The 16,705-nt window shown below is 61.5% G+C and carries 14 protein-coding genes; 10 read left to right on the top strand and 4 right to left on the bottom strand.

The window, feature by feature from the left end; translation table 11 throughout:
• Nucleotides 1-1,257, top strand: a complete 1,257-nt coding sequence (locus tag TX72_RS02095) for a HEAT repeat domain-containing protein (protein ID WP_042502938.1) — start codon at nt 1-3, stop codon at nt 1,255-1,257.
• A complete protein-coding gene (locus TX72_RS02090) occupies nt 1,254-2,516 on the top strand; it encodes a rhamnan synthesis F family protein (RefSeq protein ID WP_011127288.1) in 1,263 nt (420 codons plus the stop codon). Before TX72_RS02095 ends, TX72_RS02090 begins: the two co-directional genes overlap by 4 nt.
• Here TX72_RS02090 and TX72_RS02085 read toward each other — a convergent pair.
• The gene (locus tag TX72_RS02085) at nt 2,500-3,012 is read right to left on the bottom strand and encodes a hypothetical protein (RefSeq protein WP_011127287.1); all 513 of its coding nucleotides are present in this window, start codon (nt 3,010-3,012) and stop codon (nt 2,500-2,502) included. The two genes, TX72_RS02090 and TX72_RS02085, sit on opposite strands and share 17 nt — an antisense overlap.
• A complete protein-coding gene (locus TX72_RS02080) occupies nt 3,009-4,853 on the bottom strand; it encodes a glycosyltransferase family 2 protein (protein ID WP_011127286.1) in 1,845 nt (614 codons plus the stop codon). Before TX72_RS02080 ends, TX72_RS02085 begins: the two co-directional genes overlap by 4 nt.
• A gap of 75 nt (nt 4,854-4,928) precedes the next feature.
• Between TX72_RS02080 and TX72_RS02075 the strand changes: the two genes are divergently transcribed.
• Genes TX72_RS02075 through TX72_RS12785 form a run of 4 tightly spaced genes read left to right on the top strand, consistent with a single transcriptional unit; the run spans nt 4,929 to nt 10,078 of the window.
• Entirely contained in the window at nt 4,929-7,769 is a 2,841-nt protein-coding gene (locus tag TX72_RS02075; protein ID WP_148228746.1) for a peptidase domain-containing ABC transporter, read from the top strand.
• Nucleotides 7,769-9,031, top strand: a complete 1,263-nt coding sequence (locus tag TX72_RS02070) for an HlyD family secretion protein (RefSeq protein WP_011127284.1) — start codon at nt 7,769-7,771, stop codon at nt 9,029-9,031. Before TX72_RS02075 ends, TX72_RS02070 begins: the two co-directional genes overlap by 1 nt.
• Nucleotides 9,031-9,303, top strand: coding sequence for a hypothetical protein (locus TX72_RS12790; RefSeq protein WP_011127283.1), 273 nt, complete (start codon nt 9,031-9,033; stop codon nt 9,301-9,303). The genes TX72_RS02070 and TX72_RS12790 overlap by 1 nt, the downstream gene beginning before the upstream one ends.
• Nucleotides 9,296-10,078 (top strand): peptidylprolyl isomerase, encoded by a 783-nt coding sequence (locus TX72_RS12785; protein ID WP_011127282.1) that lies wholly within the window; start codon nt 9,296-9,298, stop codon nt 10,076-10,078. The genes TX72_RS12790 and TX72_RS12785 overlap by 8 nt, the downstream gene beginning before the upstream one ends.
• Here TX72_RS12785 and TX72_RS02060 read toward each other — a convergent pair.
• Complete coding sequence (locus TX72_RS02060) at nt 10,031-11,053, bottom strand: hypothetical protein (RefSeq protein WP_042502936.1); 1,023 nt, start codon at nt 11,051-11,053, stop codon at nt 10,031-10,033. The genes TX72_RS12785 and TX72_RS02060 overlap by 48 nt on opposite strands.
• Before the next feature lie 56 nt (nt 11,054-11,109).
• On the opposite strand from TX72_RS02060, the gene TX72_RS02055 reads away from it, so the two are divergent.
• From TX72_RS02055 to purB, 3 genes are all read left to right on the top strand, one after another.
• Nucleotides 11,110-12,318, top strand: a complete 1,209-nt coding sequence (locus tag TX72_RS02055; protein WP_011127281.1) for a glycosyltransferase — start codon at nt 11,110-11,112, stop codon at nt 12,316-12,318.
• A gap of 187 nt (nt 12,319-12,505) precedes the next feature.
• A complete protein-coding gene (locus TX72_RS02050; protein ID WP_011127280.1) occupies nt 12,506-13,159 on the top strand; it encodes a hypothetical protein in 654 nt (217 codons plus the stop codon).
• 100 nt (nt 13,160-13,259) lie between these two features.
• Complete coding sequence (gene purB / locus TX72_RS02045) at nt 13,260-14,555, top strand: adenylosuccinate lyase (protein ID WP_011127279.1); 1,296 nt, start codon at nt 13,260-13,262, stop codon at nt 14,553-14,555.
• Nucleotides 14,556-14,580: 25 nt separating this feature from the next.
• Here the strand turns inward: purB and TX72_RS02040 are convergent, their stop codons facing one another.
• Nucleotides 14,581-15,672, bottom strand: a complete 1,092-nt coding sequence (locus TX72_RS02040) for an SLBB domain-containing protein (protein WP_011127278.1) — start codon at nt 15,670-15,672, stop codon at nt 14,581-14,583.
• 76 nt (nt 15,673-15,748) lie between these two features.
• Between TX72_RS02040 and TX72_RS02035 the strand changes: the two genes are divergently transcribed.
• On the top strand, nt 15,749-16,660 hold the full coding sequence (locus tag TX72_RS02035; RefSeq protein ID WP_011127277.1) for a GNAT family N-acyltransferase: 912 nt from the start codon (nt 15,749-15,751) through the stop codon (nt 16,658-16,660).
• Nucleotides 16,661-16,705: the final 45 nt, after the last annotated feature.

Genomic DNA, 16,705 nt, shown 5'->3' with positions numbered 1-16,705 from the left:
ATGCTCCCACAGGCTGATCGACTCAGCGAGACCCTGCGCCGCCACTGCGCCCTAGTCGGTTGGCAACCCCGGCATCTTCCGGCCCAAGGAGCTGCCACGGAACCGCAGCTGCTGGAAGAACTGATCGACTGCCGCGAGGCTGAACGGGCTGATCTATCGCTCGAGCTGATCAAGATTGCCGATCTGGCGGGCTGGCAGTCCCCTTGGCTGGAGGACAACCGAGCCCGCGCCCTGGTGCACCAACAGCAGTCCTGGCGCGCAGCAGCGATCTGGAGGAAATTGCAGGCCGGTGAAGACAGCGGTGCAGCCGCAGCCGCTGTCAAGATGCTCTCCCTGGTGCGTGAACAATTCGACGAGCAGGGGGTCGTGGAGCCAGAGCTGCTGGAGCTTGCGGAAGAGGGCTCACCACCACCAGCCCTGCAGGCGGTCTTGCAGCAAGCCCTGAACCATCAACGCAGCACCACGGCACCCCAGACCCATCGCCTGCTCAAGCTGGCCCAACAGCAGGGCTGGATTAAAGCGAGCCCAAGCGACCCAGAGCCCTCGTCGTGGCAGGAGATCCAGGAGCTCTGGCGGGGCGCTCAACAGCACCCCGACCCAACGATCCAGTCATTGGCGACGGACGCCTTAGAGCTGCACAACCACCAGAGCAGGGAGGCGGCGGAACTGGAGAACCAGCTGATTCAGAGCTGTCTGCAGGCGGGCTGGCCGCCACGACATCTGGGCCAGACCGACAGAAAGGCCAATCCAGGCATGGATCGAGTGCTGCTCGAAATCGTCGCCTGCCGGGAATGCGGCGCCAGCCTGCTCAGCCAACGCCTGATCCAACGCTGCCATGAGCTGGGTTGTTCCAGCCCCTGGCTGGAGGACAACGCAGCTCGACTGCTGCAAGGCAGCGACCGGCAAGCGGCTCGAACCATCTGGCAGCACCTGCTCAACAGCGACGATCCAGAGGTCCGCAACACCGCAGCCCAGGCCCTCGGCCACCTTGTCAATGACGAGCAAGAGGCGTTGTTGCTCGAGGCGATCACCGCCACCCGGGAACAGGGCCAGCAGCGCCCCTGGCGTCCGCTGCTGCGCCAACGGCTGCTGGAACGTGATGGGAGCACCAGTCCCAGCTGGAGGCGGGAAGCGATTCAACTGCCCATGCAAGCGGGAGAAGCCTGGGATCTGCATCTACGCCGCCACCGGCTTGCACAACAGCTGGCCCGTGAGCAATTGGAGCTGTTGGAGCAGCAGCTCCTTGGCGCGTCATGACCGGCAAAACCGGACCGGCATCACTGCTGACGGTGATGGCCGGCCACTTCAGCGGCGATGCCGTGCCGGAATCCACCCGCATCTGGGTGGAGGCGCTGCGGCAGATCAGCACACGGCTGGTGCTGGTCTTCGACAACCCTGCACCAACCCAGATCCCCGCCTCCTGGCAGGACGAGGGCTGCATAGCCCTGTTCGAACCCCATGGCGAGTACGACTTCGGCTCCTATAAACGCGGCCTGCAGTGGGCCGACCAACAGGGGCTGCTGCACGCCTCCAGCCACGTGCTGATCTGCAACGACAGCATCTACGGCCCGCTGACCGACCTCGCCGTCGCCATCGCTTCGATGCTGCAGCGTTCGGATGAAGCCTGGGCCCTCACCGAAAGCCTGCAGCTCACGCCCCACCTGCAGAGCTTCTTTCTGCTGTTCGGCTCCTCAGTGCTGCAGTCAGCATCCATCCGCCGCTTGTTCGATCAGGTGCAGCGTCAACCGCACCGCAAGGCGCTGATTGAGGCCTATGAACTCGGCCTGTCCAAGGCCCTGCTCGCTGAAGGATTCCAACTCAAGGCGCTGGTGCCGGCGCACCAGCGGCGCCTCAGCCTGTCGGGCCAACCGATGCTCAACCCCACCGCCTGGCCCCTCACCAGCGTCAGCCTCGGCCTGCCGGTGATCAAGAAAAAGGCCCTCATCGATGAACTCGCCAATGAGGAAGGCTTTGCCGAAACCTGCCGGCTGCTGGCCCGGCGCAACCCAGCGCTGTGGCAGGCCGTTCTACAGGAATCACCCCACTGGCGCCTGTGGTGCCACCACCTCAGCCTTGGCATTCTTCTGAACAACGGCGACCTCAACGACCTCACCAGCCGTCTTGAATCGCTGCGCGATCAACTGTGCTGCCGCTGGACGCTGATCCTGACGGTGGCCCCCAGCCTCTGGCCCGAACTTCAGGATACCCACGCCGATGCCATCGCTGATGGCCAACTGCAACTGGTGCCTCCGGAAGAGGCCGCCGGCGATGTCCTCTCAGCCCTGCTGGCCTGCCAACAGGACTGGATCGTGCTGGCCACTGCATCGTTCTGGCATCAGCCGCACCGCTTGGCGATGGTGCAGCGCCAACTGATCCGCGAGCCCCAGCGCAACCTGTTCCCCGGTGATCCCGTGGTGGTGCGGCGCCAGTGGTGGCTGCGGCGCGGCGCCCACCGCCGCCTGCTCGGCAGGCATCAGCAGGAGCAGTTGTGGCTCAGACCTAAGGCGGCAACATGACGCTGTGATCCAGCAGGCGCTGACTGCGCTGCAGCAGCGCCAGGGCCTCATCGAGCTGCAGACGCTGTTGCTGCACCAGCCTTAGCTGATGATCAAGCTCACCCCGCAGTTCACCAAGGCCGCGCCAGGCATCCAACAGAGGCTGGGGTTGCAGGGCCTGCTCCAGGCGCTCGAGATAGTGGGCATCGCCGTCCCCGCCACTGCGGCGGTCCACCGCTTGATAAAGCTGCAAGAGCTCGGGGTTGCTGCTGAGCATCACCCGGATCAAGGCCCCACTGAGGGGCTCGATCCCCGGCCGCCAGTCATGCTCCTGGCGCCAGAACGGCTGGGGCTGAGCGTCGTGATCCAGCAGCTGCAGGTACCCCTGCACCATCTCTTCTGGGGAGATCAACAGCAACGTCAGCAGACGATCTGGTGTATCGAACAAAACGTCGTGCCCCTTCATGGGGCAGCGCTCGGGCCACTGTCGATGGAACGGGAAGGCGGGCTGACTCATTGGCCCAGGTTGGAACACAACGCCATGGCCAACCAGGCATTGGCCTGCAGGGCCCAGGCCGCTGATTCATCGGCACCGCTGGCCATCGATTGCCGTTCCAGATGCATCAACCGGGCGGTCGGCACCATCCAGAGCTCCCCCTGCTGCTGCTTCCAGCGTTGGGAGAGCTCAAGGTCTTCGAAATCACCCCGGCCAAAGGCGGGGTGAAAACCACCGACCGACAGAAAGCGGTCCCGCTCGAACAGCAGCATCGCCGCTGACAGGGAATCAACGGGGTAGGGATCAAGATGCGGATGACGCTGCTCCAGCTCCTGCACCGACAATCCTTTGTAGGGGTGAATGTTGGCTGGAAACCCCCGGCAGCCGTTGTCCTGCACCTCGGTGGTCATCCCGGCGTGCTGAATCAGTCCCGTGTCGTACAGCAGCAGTGGAGCCAAGAGTTGCTCGGGCCGCTCGCGGATGCGTTGGTGCAGGGGATCCAGCCATCCTGGTGCTAAGGGCATGATGTCGCTGTTCATCAGGCAAACCAGCGGGGTCTCGGCCGCCTGAACGCCGATGTTGCAAGCCATGCCGAAACCCATGTTGCGGCGCAGGCTGATCACGCTGATGTCCAGCGCTTCGTGGGCCAGATGCATGGCGCACCAACGCTGCAGCAGGTGCAGGCGCGGGTCATCGCACACATACAGCAGCCGCACCCGGCCCTGTTGAAACCAAGGGTCCATGGCGAACCCGGCCACGTGGCCCCGCAGGAATTCCCAACGGCCATAAAGCGGGATAACAACGGTGATCTCAGCCTCCGGTGCCGGTCGCCCAAAGCTTTGGGCCTGCTGTATCCACGACGACCAACCCGCCGGATCCCGCAGCGGCTGGCTGAGCTCCAGCATGGCATCCCCAAGAACAGAGTCCATCACCTGGGGCAGGCTGCGCAGCGGGATCTGCGCTAGTCGGCAGAGACTCAGCAACAGCTTGACGTTGTCCAGATAGGAACGGCCCTGCAGATCACGGAGGGTCCAGCTCACGGGCAGGCCATTGATCCACAACTGATCAATCGATTCCCCCAAGGGCAGGCGCAGCAGCAGGGCAAAGCTTTCATCGGCGCCGACACCCTGCCTCTGCAGCGTCACGGCCCCGCCCCCACTCAGGCACCAGAGGCCATTGACGGTGCGAACAATGGCTTCAGCCGGGCCAGCCGCTGAGAGGCAACCAATTACCAACAGGGTGTTGGGACCAAGCCGCAGCAACTGTTCCACCGCAGCAGGGCTGGTGCGTTGCTGCAGGCCATGCAGCAACACCTGTGCATCACCAAAGGACTCCCGCTCCAGACGCTGTTTCAGCAGGGGAATCAATCGCAGCAGCTTGGTGTCTCCCTGATCAAAAACCCGCAACAGCTCTCGAGTGCCAAGAGCCGGCTCCGCCAGGCCATCGAACCAGCAATCCAAGGCCAGTTGGGCCTGCTGGAGATTCCCCTCATCAAGAGCCGCCACCAGATCCTGAGGCCACTGGAAGCGATCCAGGGCCCGCTGGGCACAGGCCTGCAAGGCAGCATCTGATCCATCGATCAGTAGCTCCGTCCAAAGTTGCAACGCCGGTTCAATCCTGCCCAGGCGAATCATTGCCCGGGCTCGGTTGTCGTTCATCCAGCCACTGCTGATGCCAGCGGACTGGGCCTCATCCAGCAGTTGCAACGACAGTGCATCGAACCCCTGTTCCCGCAACGCGATGCTCTGCCGCAGCACCGCCGTTAATGGGTCGTCATGAGCCTCAACGGAGCACAACGCATCGGCCACAGCGCCGGACTGTTGGCACAGCTGGATCAGGTCGTCCAGGAGTGTCGGCCGCACAGGCGCCTTCCAGGAATGGCCTGACTTTAAGGAGCGGCAGGTACTTTGATCAGAATCCGCGGCTCTGGCCCGTCGATGACCGCATCCAGCCCAACGTCGTCACTCACATCGATGCTGGCAGGAGCTGGAGAGCTAAGGCGCTATGGAACGGGCAAGCAATTGGTCGCCGCCGGCGAGCGCCCCGACGGCGTCTGGTTAATCACCAAGGGAGGTGTTCGCAGCATGGCGCAGCTGCCCCCCAAAGGGGACTGGCGAACGGTGCAACGCCATGGCGTCGGCGACCTTGTGGGTTGGCTCGGGCTTGTTCAGGGTCAACCCCTCGAGCACCTGCGCACCTCCGATCTCACCGAAACCCAGTTCATCCCCGCTGATCAGTTTCTGCAGCTCTGGGATGAGCAACCGAAGCTGAGCCAATGGTGTGCCCAGCAGATGCCCGCCATCGAAGTGGTGGATCTGATGATCCGTCTCGCCCAAGCCAACCCCGCCAGGGCACGCCAACTGGAGGAATGGCGTAACGCACTAAGCCTCCATTCCATGGCACGGGAAGCGAGTGGTCACGACAACGACGATCCGCAGACCGTGGGCGGTGGCCAGTGGCACTGGCCCGATGGAACGATCTGGCCAGCCAGGCCGAGCAACGAAGGGCTGCAGCAACGGTTGATCTGGCTGCCAGATCCGAAACTTCAGGCCCTGGACAACTACTTTGCCGCCGAGATTGTTCCGACGGACGCGTCCCCCAGCACCAATTTGACACCGGAGGTGCTCAGCCTGCCGCGCGCCAGTGGGCCCCGCGACATTCCCATGGCCCTCTGCCAAGCACTGGCTCAGCATTTCGGCGTGCCGTTCTGGCGCGACAACGTGCGTGACGAAGTGGAGGCCCTGCTGGCAAGGCAGCCCCAGCTCAACCTATTCAACATCGGCCAGCTGCTGAACAACCTTGATCTATCGGTGTCGTTGGCGGAGATTCCCCTCGCTCAGCTTCGGCGCACGCCGGCTCCCGCCGTGCTGGAGCATGACGGCCGCATCGCCATCCTCGAAGGTGTGGACCCCGATGGGCAACTTCGCTTGCTGGAGCCGGAGATCGGCCCGGTCCGTGTGCCGCTCGAGGCTGTGCTCAGCGAAGAGGCCGATCGCCTCAGCCTGCTGCTGCTGCGCCGCCGTCCGGACAGCAAAACCCAGCGTTTCAGCTGGGGCTGGTATGGCCCGTTCCTGCGCCCCCACCGCCGCGAACTGATTGAGGTGATCGCCACCTCAGCGGTGGTGAACGTGCTGGCCCTGGTGACCCCCCTTGGGATCATGCGGCTGATCAACGCCCGGTCGGGAGGCAGCGATTCCCTCGATGGTGTGATCAGCATCGGCGTGATCCTGATCGGCGCCACGGTGGTTGAGGCCATTGCATCGGCCTTGAGAAGTCTGATCTTCACGGGCATCGCTAACCGGGTGGACATGGACACCCGCGAAACGATCCTGGATCGCCTTGTCCGCCTGCCGCAGGCTTTCTTCGATGAGCGGCCGGTCGGCCGGATCACCTACTACTTCACCCAGCTCGATCGCCTGCGTGATTTTCTGATCAGCAAGGCGCTCACCACCATCCTTGATTTCAGCTTCAGCCTCCTGTACGTGGCAGTGCTGTTTGCCCTGAATCCTCTGCTGACTCTGGTCACCCTCAGCACCCTGCCGCTGTTCATCGTGCTGGCCATCATCGTGAATCCGGTCGTGGAGACCCAGATCGAGCGCACGATCGAGGAGGGGGTCAACACCAACAGCTATCTGACCGAAGCCCTCACCGGCATCCAGACCATCAAGTCCCAGAACGCCGAACTGAAGACGCGCTGGGAATTTCAGGACCGTTATAGCCGTTTCATCGGTGAAGACTTCAAGCTCAAGGTGTCGGGGGAAACCATCGGCGCCCTGGCCAAGTTCCTGGGAGAACTGTCCAGCATCTCCACGATGGTTGTCGGCGTCTGGCTGGTGTCACGCAACGAGCTCAGCATCGGTGCCCTGTTCGCCTTCCGGATCATCGGCGGCAAGGTCACCGGTCCGATGGTGCAGTTGGTCCAGACCTGGCAGCAATTCAAGATTCAAAGCCGCAATCTGACCCTGGCGGCGGATGTGGTGGACCGTCCCACCGAGCAAAGCGATCTTCAGGCCAGCAACATCCCGATGCCCCTGATTCAGGGCAGCGTTCATATCGACTCCGTCGACTTCCGCTACAGCCTGAACGGCCCTCCGATCCTCAACAACGTCTCTTTGGACGTTCCGATGGGCACATTTGTTGGCATGGTCGGCGGCTCCGGCTCCGGCAAATCCACCCTGCTGAAGCTGCTGCCTCGCTTCTACGAACCTGAACAGGGTCGGATTCAGATCGATGGCCTGGACGTGAGCAAAGTTGAGCTTTATTCCCTGCGACGCCAGATCGGTGTCGTCCCCCAGGACTCCCTGCTATTTGACGGCACGATCAAGGACAACCTGCTGATGGTGAAACCGGATGCCACCAGTCAGGAGCTGATCCGAGCCACCACCATCGCCTGCGCCCATGACTTCATCATGGAGCTTCCTCAGGGTTACAACGCATCGGTGGGGGAACGGGGAGCCGGGCTCTCCGGCGGTCAGCGTCAACGCATGGCCCTGGCCCGTGCCGTGCTCCAGAACCCACGCATGCTGATCCTCGATGAGGCCACCAGTGCCCTGGATGCGCGGACGGAACGTCAGGTGTGTCGCAACCTGTTCGAAGCCTTCCGCGGTCGAACCGTGTTCTTCATCACCCACCGCCTCTCCACGGTGCGGCCGGCGGACATGATCGTGCTGATGGATCAGGGCGCCGTGATGGAGGTGGGCCAGCACCAGGAGCTGATGGAGCGACAGGGTTGGTACTACGCCCTGTATCAGAGCCAGAGCCAGGAAGGTCTCAGCTGATGGAGAACAAGCCCTGGAGCTTCAACCAACCAGTGCTTCTGCGCAAAACCCGGCGGAACTCCTCCGTGCTGGTGTGGACCCTGGTGGGGACCACAACCTTCGCCACGCTCTGGGCTTTTCTCGCGCCGCTACCGGAAACGGTGGCCGTGCAAGGAAAGCTTCAACCGACACAGGCCATCCAAGATGTGGAGGCAGCTCTGCCGGGCGTGGTGGACAGCGTGCTGGTGCAGGAAGGCCAAGCGGTGAAGGCCGGCGATCTGCTGTTGCGCTTTGATCCGCGCGAAACCAAGGCTCAGCTGAATGCCGCCCGCATCCAACGCGAAGCACTGCACAACAAAATCATCATCAACCGTGTCCTGCTGGGTGAACGGCCTGAAGAAGACCTCACCCCCAACCAGCTGAACCTGTTGCAACAGCTGCGAGAACAACGGTCAGGCGTCAGGACAGCCCAGCGGGAAGCCGAGCAGCGCACCCGCGTTCGGATTGCAGGGCTGCAGCGATCACTGGTGACCGCCGAAACGATCGCCGAGAGCTATCAACTGTTGTTGGAGGACGGAGCCACCAGCGAACTGCAAGCCCTCAGCGCTCGCTCCAATGTGGATGACCTCAGCACCGAACTGGATGCCCTGCAACGGGAACTGGCGAGCTTGACCGCCAACCATCGGGCCGCCAATGCCGGCAGCATGGCCGTGATGCGCAGCGAAATTGAACAGAACCTGCGCAGCATCGCCGAGCTCGACCGCAAGATCCGGGCAGCGGACGTGCGCCTTTCCCGCATTGAACTACGCGCCTCAATCGATGCCGTGGTTTTCGACATCACTGTGAGTGCCGGCAGCGTCATCGACCCGAACACGGAACCCAAGCCATTGCTCAAGTTGGTTCCACAGAACGATCTGCAGGCCAAGGTGTTCATTCCCAATGACGCCATCGGCTTCGTGGGAACCAATCAACGGGCAGACATCTCACTCAACGCGTTCAAGGCCAGTGACTTTGCCTATCTGCCCGCGACGGTGGAGCGGGTTGGATCCGATGCCCTAACTCCAGATGAGCAACGGCGGGAATTGGGGCAGGAGGCGCAGGGGCTGTACTTTCCAGCCGTGTTGAAACTCCAGCGACAATCGCTCCAGTTGGGCCAACGCTCGGTGCCGCTGCAACCGGGCATGAGTCTCACTGCCGACATCCACCTCAGAGACCGTCGCTTCATCTCGGCCATCACCGATCTGCTGGATGACAAACGCCGCGGCCTCGAGCGGATGCGCTGATGCAATCTCCCCACCCGTTCTGGCATCACCTTCCCCCTGAACGACGAACCAGAACCGCACGTTTGGCGCTCAAGCTGCAGCGTCTCAAAGCCTGGCTGGGGGGGCGGCGGCAACGCGTCAGCTTCACCGTTGTCGTTTATTTACTTGTGTGGTCCATGCCGCTGCTGGTGGGACAACCCGTCATCACGGTCTTCGCCTTGATGCCCCTGCTGCTGGTGCCCCCTGTGGGCTGGCTGGTGTACTGGCTGGTGTGGAAGGAGTTCCATGACTGAGATCGAACTCCACCCCGGCCGACCCTTTTGCTCAGCCGAGACGTTGAATCGCATCGCCCGGCAGCAAGGGCTTTGCCTCGCTATCGCCCAGGCTGCGGTGTTCGATGAGATCTGCAGGGCCGTTCCTTTGCCCCAGGCCATCGAGAAGGACTTGGTGGATGCCTACAGAAGCCGGGAGAATCTCGATGCTGATGCTGACCTGGAACAGTTCCTCACTGCCAAGGGATGGCAGCAGGAGGACTTCCTCTACTTCGCTACCAAAGCGGAGCGGCTGCAACGCTTCCAGAGGTTGATGTTCGCGGAGGAGGTGGAACTTCGCTTTCTCGCCAGCAAAGCGGACCTGGATCAGATTCACTACTCCCTGATCCGCCTGAGCGATGGGGATCTGGCCTTTGAGCTACACCAACGGCTCCTGGAGAATGAAGACAGTTTTAAAGAGCTGGCAGCCCGTTACTCCGAAGGCGACGAACGCGACAGTGGCGGGCTTATCGGTCCGGTGTCCTTGAGTCAGGCCCATCCCGTGCTGGTGGAGAAGCTGCGTATCAGCCAACCAGGCCAGCTCTGGGCACCGTTTTTCTTGGTCAACATCTGGGTGATCCTGCGCCTGGATCACTGGCAGGGATCCCGCCTCGATGACTCCACCCGTCAGATCCTGCTGGAGGATCTGTTCAGCGACTGGCTCCAGAAGCGGGTGGAGCACCTGTTGCGAGGTGAGGAGCCGCCTCCGCTACCCGGCCATGTGCTGACTCAGGATCTCGATCAACCAGGGGGCTAGCCCCTCCTTGCTCTCCAGCTGCACCGCTCCAGTCGGCAAAAACAGCAAAGCCGCCACCACACGTCCTTCGACTCCGGGGGGGCTGAGATCGACCGGATCAGCTGCCAACCGCTCTCGAGCGCTGACATCGTCTTGAGACTGCAGGACAGCGCTGAATCCAGAGCCGATCAGCGCCCGCGTCACCGCCCCCACGGTCGTCTGATCGAGGGTCTGCAGCTGCACAGGCTCAACATCCAGCCACAGCTGCGCCAACACCCGTCGCAGGCCCGCCAGTTCCTGCCTTGTGTCTGCTGCCGTCGGATCGGCGCTGTAGGCCTGGATCAGCTCCTGCATGCGGGCCACAACAGCCTCGTCGCGGAACCACACCATCGCCTCCTCTCCCCGCCGATCGGTGAGGGGCTCGATCTCGCTTGCTGGTTCCAACAACCCCACCGGAACTGCCAGGTCCGGCTCGCAGTAGACGCAATAGTCGTTCAGCAACCAGTCCGGCAAGGTGCTCAGGGGATCGGCCACCGACAACTTGCGCGGTTGGGTGTAAGGCATCAGTGCCAGCAGCAGGTTGACCCGCTCTGCAGCTCGGGCGGGATCCTCTAGCCGTTGCAGCAGCTGATCACGCCAGCGGATTTCATCAGCCGCCAGTTGCTGTTGCACCAGCGGACCGGTCAACTGCAGCCGCTGCAGGTCACCGATCTCCCCCTCGTACAACAGTCGCAGTTGATCCACCGGGGCTGCCAGCCAGAACTTCGACAGTTGATGCCGCGCCAGACGTGCCGCCTGATCACTGGTTTTGGATGGCTGATGGGCCAAGGCTTCAAACAGGGCCTGCAGCCGCGCCACAGACCAGGGGGCAGGGATGGTCGATGCATCGAGACCTGCATGGGCAGGAGGTGTGAGGGAGACCCTGGCCGGCGTGACCAGATCAATACGGTTCTTTTCCCCGCTCAGCTGTCGTCGGAACCAGCTGCGCAACCCCATGGCTCCATGGCAATTCAGGCGTTGAAGATTAACTGCGCTGTGAATAGGGTCTGACGATGCATCTGCTGCTGATCCACCAGAATTTTCCGGGCCAATTCCGTGATCTAGCACCGGCCTGGCTGGCATCCGGGCATCAGGTCACAGCCATTGGATCAATGGCGGAGGCACCGAGCGGTCTGCAGTGGCAGGGCCTCACCTATTTGCAATACTGCTTTGAACAGGCGCCATCCCAACTGCAACGAGGGCTGGCGGTCGCCAGGTTGGTCGAGCAGCTTCTGGATCAGGAGCATCCACCCGATTTGGTGATGAGCCACAGCGCCTGGGGAGAAGCCCTCTGCCTGCAGCGCGTCTGCGGGGATGTGCCCTTGATCAGCTACCCGGAGTTATGGGGCAATTCCCGCTCCCTTGGCTTCGGGTTTGATCAGGATCTCGACGGGTTTGAGCCGGACGCCACCAGCTTCAGCAGTGCCAACCTGATTGCCGAACTGGCCGTGTTCCAGTCATCCGCAGCCGTGGTGGCCAGCCGCAGCCAGCTCCTCAGCTTTCCGCCGGACCTGCAGCAGCGCCTGACCCTGCTGCCGGAAGGCGTTGATCTCGAACGGATCATGCCAGATCCAAACGCCTGCCTGGAGCTTCCCGAACAGGCCCTTGAGTTCAGGGCCGGCCAACCGCTGGTGACCTTCATCTCCCGCGACCTCGAACCCCTCCGCGGCTTGCGGCAACTGCTGAAGGCCTGGCCCCTCGTCAGCCTGGCCCTGCCGGAGGCACAGCTTGTGCTGGTGGGCGGCACGGGTCAGGGATATGGCCTGCAACCGCCAAAGGGTGAAGACCACTTTGTCGATGCCCTGGAGCAACTGCCGGACACGCTAAATCGCGAGCAGATCCATCACCTGGGGCCACTCCCCCACGCAGCGATGTTGACGCTGCTGCAGTGCAGCGCCTGCCATGTGGCCCTGAGTTACCCCTACACCTTGTCGTGGAGTGTGCTGGAGGCCCTAGCCTGCTCAGCTCCGATCATCAGCAACCCCGACAGCCCGATCGCGGTGGAGTTGCACAAGGAGGCCACAGACGCCCTGGCGCTGGTGCCGTTCAACGACGCCGAGGGCCTAGCCAACCGGATGATTGAGTTGCTTGAGCAACCTCAGCAGGCTCGCACCTTGGGAGCCACCGGGCGGAGCTGGATCGAACGCCACGGAGGCCTCAGCAAGGCTATGGAGGGCTACGAGCAGCTGTTTCAGAGGGTTCGTGAGCAAGTCGTGACCTGAGATATCACTAGTCCATAAGCTGCTAATGACTGTCCTGGAAAGGCTTTTTAGGAAACAAGAGCCCATAAAGAGCCTCATATCAGACGAAGCTGGCATGTCCCGCTCGAATTTGTGGCCTTAACCACCTTTTCAAGCTGTGTGATTGGATTAATATGATTAGGAAGTATTTTAATTTTCTTCCTTCATCATGGCGACCACCATACCGTCCGTCGTCCAAGACGATGTTATTTCCAACGTTATTGTCGTCGATGAAGCCGATGCTGGCAAAATCGAAGTAATCGCGTCTGAAGATGGTGTATCAAGTGAAATCACCATTTCATCACCTATTGAAGGTCTCAATCTTGGGCTCAAGGGTGAGGAAAAAACTGAGATTACTGGATCACGTCTTACAAATGCTTCATTTATCAACGAAGCTCCTAAAGGAAAGACAGCGAACATCACCCTCTCTGTCACAAAAGCCGCAAGTCTCGAAATAACTTCTACTGGCAAAGGTGCTATCGAATTTACCGCCAAGGAAGGTAAGTTATTGAAGCCTTCTATCACTACCGCAAAGGGCAAGGCAGAAGATTCCATTTCGTTTGGCGCTGACTCTACCCTCAAAGCTGCAGCTATTTCTACAGGAAAAGGTCGTGACACTATTACTTTTAGCGGCACGTTGAAAGGAAAAACTACCGTTATTTCTGGCAAAGGTAAAGACGTAATTGAAGTTACTGATAAAAAAGGCAAGGGCAAGCTTGTTCTTTCCGACTTCAACAAGAAGGACACTTTGGTTGTTGGCGATGATACCTTCACCACCAAGAACCTCGAAGAAGCTCCCAAGTGGGTCAAGTTTGACGCCTGATCACCAATCAGATTCAGTTCAAGACCCCTCACTCGAGGGGTCTTTTTTTATGGTTTCGACCACTGCATAGAGTCAGCAGGTTGTGCATCCGCGTCGTCCGGTGATCGAGCGTTACACCCTGCCTGAAATGGGAGCCGTCTGGAGTGAGCAGGCGAAATTCCAGAGCTGGCTGGATGTGGAGATCGCCGCCACGGAAGCCAACTGCCGCCTCGGCCGTGTTCCCCAAGACGCCCTGGACACAATCAAAGCCAAGGCCCACTTCTCCGTGGAGCGGATCCTCGAGATCGAAGCGGAAGTGCGCCACGACGTGATCGCCTTCCTCACCAACGTGAACGAACACGTCGGTGATGCCGGCCGTCACATCCATGTGGGCTTGACCAGCAGCGATGTGTTGGACACCGGCCTGGCGCTGCAGCTGAAACAGTCCGTGGCCCTGCTCCGCCTGGAGTTGGATGCCTTGGCCGACGCCCTACGGGCGTTGGCCCGCGAGCACAAAGCCACCGAAATGATCGGCCGTTCCCATGCCATTCATGGGGAGCCGATTACCTTTGGCTTCAAGATCGCCGGCTGGCTGGCGGAAACCGAACGCAACCGCAGCCGCCTGGCGCGGCTGGAAGAAGAGGTGGCCATTGGGCAGATCAGTGGGGCCATGGGCACCTACGCCAACACCGACCCCCAGGTGGAAGCCATCACCTGTGAAATCCTCGGACTGACGCCGGATACCGCCAGCAGCCAGGTGATTTCCCGCGATCGCCATGCCGACTATGTGCAGACCCTGGCCCTGGTGGGCGCCTCCCTCGACCGCTTCGCGACGGAGATCCGCAACTTGCAGCGCACCGATGTGCTCGAGGTGGAGGAGAACTTCGCCAAGGGCCAGAAGGGCAGCTCCGCCATGCCCCACAAGCGCAACCCGATCCGCAGCGAACGGATCAGCGGCCTGGCACGGGTGCTGCGCAGCTATGTAGTGGCAGCCCTGGAAAACGTTGCCCTCTGGCACGAGCGCGACATCAGCCACAGCTCCACCGAACGGATGATGCTGCCGGACTGTTCCGTCACCCTTCATTTCATGCTGCGGGAGATGACCAGCGTGGTGAAGGGTCTTGGCGTCTATCCCGACAACATGCGCCGCAACATGAACGTCTACGGCGGCGTGGTATTTAGCCAGCGGGTGCTGCTGGCCCTGGTGGGCACCGGCATGAGCCGAGAAGAGGCCTATCGGATCGTGCAGCGCAACGCCCACACCGCCTGGAACCATGAAGGCGGTGATTTCCGCGCCAACCTGGAAGCCGACGCGGATGTCACCAGTCGGCTGTCAGCCGATCAGCTGGCGGACTGCTTCAGTACCGAACTGCATCAGGCCAATCTCGGCGTGATCTGGGAGCGACTGGGGATCTGAATCCACGATGGATCGAACCCGTTCCTCAGTTGCCAATCACTGAGGGCAAGCCAAGGATCCGGAAAATCGATGCCGCATTCACGATCGGCGTCAGTGGCGAGAAGGCATCGGTCAATCCATCGGCCACCTTGGCCAAGGCTGTGCGGTTCACCACAATCACATCTCCTTGACGGAGCGGTGGGTTGGTCGGGCTGCTCAGCACGGCGCTGGGATCAAAGCTCATCACCGCAACAGTTGGCTCACCGTCGCCATCCACACGCACCAATTCCACTGTGCTGATGCTGCCGCGGCGGGTGATTCCCCCTGACGCGAAGATCGCCTGGGACAACGGCGCATTGGATGGCACCTGCTGGACGCCCGGCTTGGCCACCTCACCAATCACATTCACGCGGATCATGTCGGGAGCGAAGTTGGAGGCCGCCGTGGTGATCAAGTCAGCATTGTTGACGCCATCGTTTTTGTACAAGCGAATGCTGTCGCCGTCGTAAATCAGCGGATTCGGGGCATGCCCCCCCTTGCGCAGCACCGTGAGGTAGTCGAACTGATAACGACGCATCGAGCCACCGGGGCGTGCGGCAGGTCGCAGCACCTCAATACGAGACAGATCACCACTCGCTGTCACACCACCAGCTTTCTGCACCACATCCACCAGCGTCGGCCAGCCCCCCTCCGCCTGGGTCGGCAGGCTGAACACCCCCGGCCGCTCCACTTCACCGGTCACCGTGACCTTCACCGGGCGGGAGGTCACCAGATCGAGGTAGACGATCGGCCGGCGCAGAAAGACCTCGTAGGCGGCAGTGATCCTCAGGCGCGCTTCCTCCAGCGTCAGCCCCCACACTTCAACCGTGCCGATCCGCGGCAGGTTGATGGTGCCATCGCTCAGCACCTTCACATTGGCCTCGTAACCGCTCATTTTGAACACCGACATCACCAGGCTGTCTCCAGGCCCCAGTCGATAGCGGAAAGCCTCACGCCCAACGCTGGCTGCGCCAGTGGCCAGCGCCAATGGTTCAGCACTGGCCTTCATCGGAACCACCGCCAAGGACGCTGCAACAGCCGCCAGTCCGGCAATCAGCGGGGTGCAGACCAAAGAAGCGAGACGCAAAGAGGAAGGCATGAAGGCAGTGATTAGCTCAAAAGGCTCAAAGAAGTTGGTCTAATCTGCCCGCAGACTGAGACAGTTAGGTACAAGGATGACGCTGTCTGGTCCGTCCATCCCCTCCGTCGTGGCCTCGTCGACGGAAACACGCTTACTCACGATTGATGACCTCGATCTGCATCTGATCGCAGGCAACGCCTTTGATGCTGTGGCCGATGCCGTGGGACAGCTGCGGGAATCGACCTATCGCAAGCAGTTGTCCGGGTCGGGAGACGAGCGTGACCTCGATGGCCGTGATCCCCATTACGACCATCTGCTGCTCGTGGAACGCAGCAGCGGCGACCTCGCCGGCTCCGCCCGCCTGCAATTCATTCCCGTTGGCGCCAGCTCCTTACCCGGCAGCAGCGGCTCCTACCTCGAACACGTCTATCCCGGCATCAAGGCTGACCTGGCCAGCCGCACCAACCACCTCGAGATCGGCAGGGTCGCCCTGGCGGAACGCTTTCAACGCCAGCCTCACTCGTTGATGGCCCTGTTCAGAGGCGGTCTGCTGATCGCTGCCCGCAGTGGATACCAGCTGTTGCACGGGTTGGTGTCTTACAACCACTTCGCCCACAGCGATGCGGTGAACGCCGCCTTTCTCAGCGCCCTGCTGCGTCCCCCCTACCGGCGTTGCGACGCCCGCTTGCCGGCCCCACGCCATCCCGTCCCAGGCATTCGCGCCGATGACACCCCCCATCCCAGCGGCCACATTCAGGCCCTTGAACAGGAGATCCGCGAAACTCTCTCTGACGATTTCCGCTTGCCGGTGCTGCTGCGTCAGTACGTCAATCTGATGCAAGCGGAGGTCTGTGATCTTTCTCTTGCGCTGGACTTTAACCACATCACTGAAATCTTGATGGTCGCCGACCTGAGGCTGCTGCCTCCAGAACGGCTCGCCCTGTTCATCGACCTGCCCCACCAACCCGTCTACCAACGCTTCAGCTGGTACCGAGGCGACGAGTAATACCACCAACACTGGTACTTTTACTATTCATCAAGAGGCTGTGCG

Origin of the sequence: Parasynechococcus marenigrum WH 8102 (genome assembly GCF_000195975.1) — a bacterium.
Classification (GTDB): Bacteria; Cyanobacteriota; Cyanobacteriia; order PCC-6307; family Cyanobiaceae; genus Parasynechococcus; species Parasynechococcus marisnigri.
The sequence above is the reverse complement of the archived record's forward strand: the minus strand, read 5'-3'. Positions and strand labels throughout refer to the sequence as shown.

Excerpts from the sequence above, each read along its gene's own strand:
- TX72_RS02095 (WP_042502938.1), top strand. The coding sequence starts at position 1 with ATGCTCCCACAGGCTGATCGACTCAGCGAGACCCTGCGCCGCCACTGC.
- TX72_RS02090 (WP_011127288.1), top strand. The coding sequence starts at position 1,254 with ATGACCGGCAAAACCGGACCGGCATCACTGCTGACGGTGATGGCCGGC.
- TX72_RS02085 (WP_011127287.1), bottom strand. The coding sequence starts at position 3,012 with ATGAGTCAGCCCGCCTTCCCGTTCCATCGACAGTGGCCCGAGCGCTGC.
- TX72_RS02075 (WP_148228746.1), top strand. The coding sequence starts at position 4,929 with ATGACCGCATCCAGCCCAACGTCGTCACTCACATCGATGCTGGCAGGA.
- TX72_RS02070 (WP_011127284.1), top strand. The coding sequence starts at position 7,769 with ATGGAGAACAAGCCCTGGAGCTTCAACCAACCAGTGCTTCTGCGCAAA.
- TX72_RS12790 (WP_011127283.1), top strand. The coding sequence starts at position 9,031 with ATGCAATCTCCCCACCCGTTCTGGCATCACCTTCCCCCTGAACGACGA.
- TX72_RS12785 (WP_011127282.1), top strand. The coding sequence starts at position 9,296 with ATGACTGAGATCGAACTCCACCCCGGCCGACCCTTTTGCTCAGCCGAG.
- TX72_RS02060 (WP_042502936.1), bottom strand. The coding sequence starts at position 11,053 with ATGGGGTTGCGCAGCTGGTTCCGACGACAGCTGAGCGGGGAAAAGAAC.
- TX72_RS02055 (WP_011127281.1), top strand. The coding sequence starts at position 11,110 with ATGCATCTGCTGCTGATCCACCAGAATTTTCCGGGCCAATTCCGTGAT.
- TX72_RS02050 (WP_011127280.1), top strand. The coding sequence starts at position 12,506 with ATGGCGACCACCATACCGTCCGTCGTCCAAGACGATGTTATTTCCAAC.
- TX72_RS02040 (WP_011127278.1), bottom strand. The coding sequence starts at position 15,672 with ATGCCTTCCTCTTTGCGTCTCGCTTCTTTGGTCTGCACCCCGCTGATT.
- TX72_RS02035 (WP_011127277.1), top strand. The coding sequence starts at position 15,749 with ATGACGCTGTCTGGTCCGTCCATCCCCTCCGTCGTGGCCTCGTCGACG.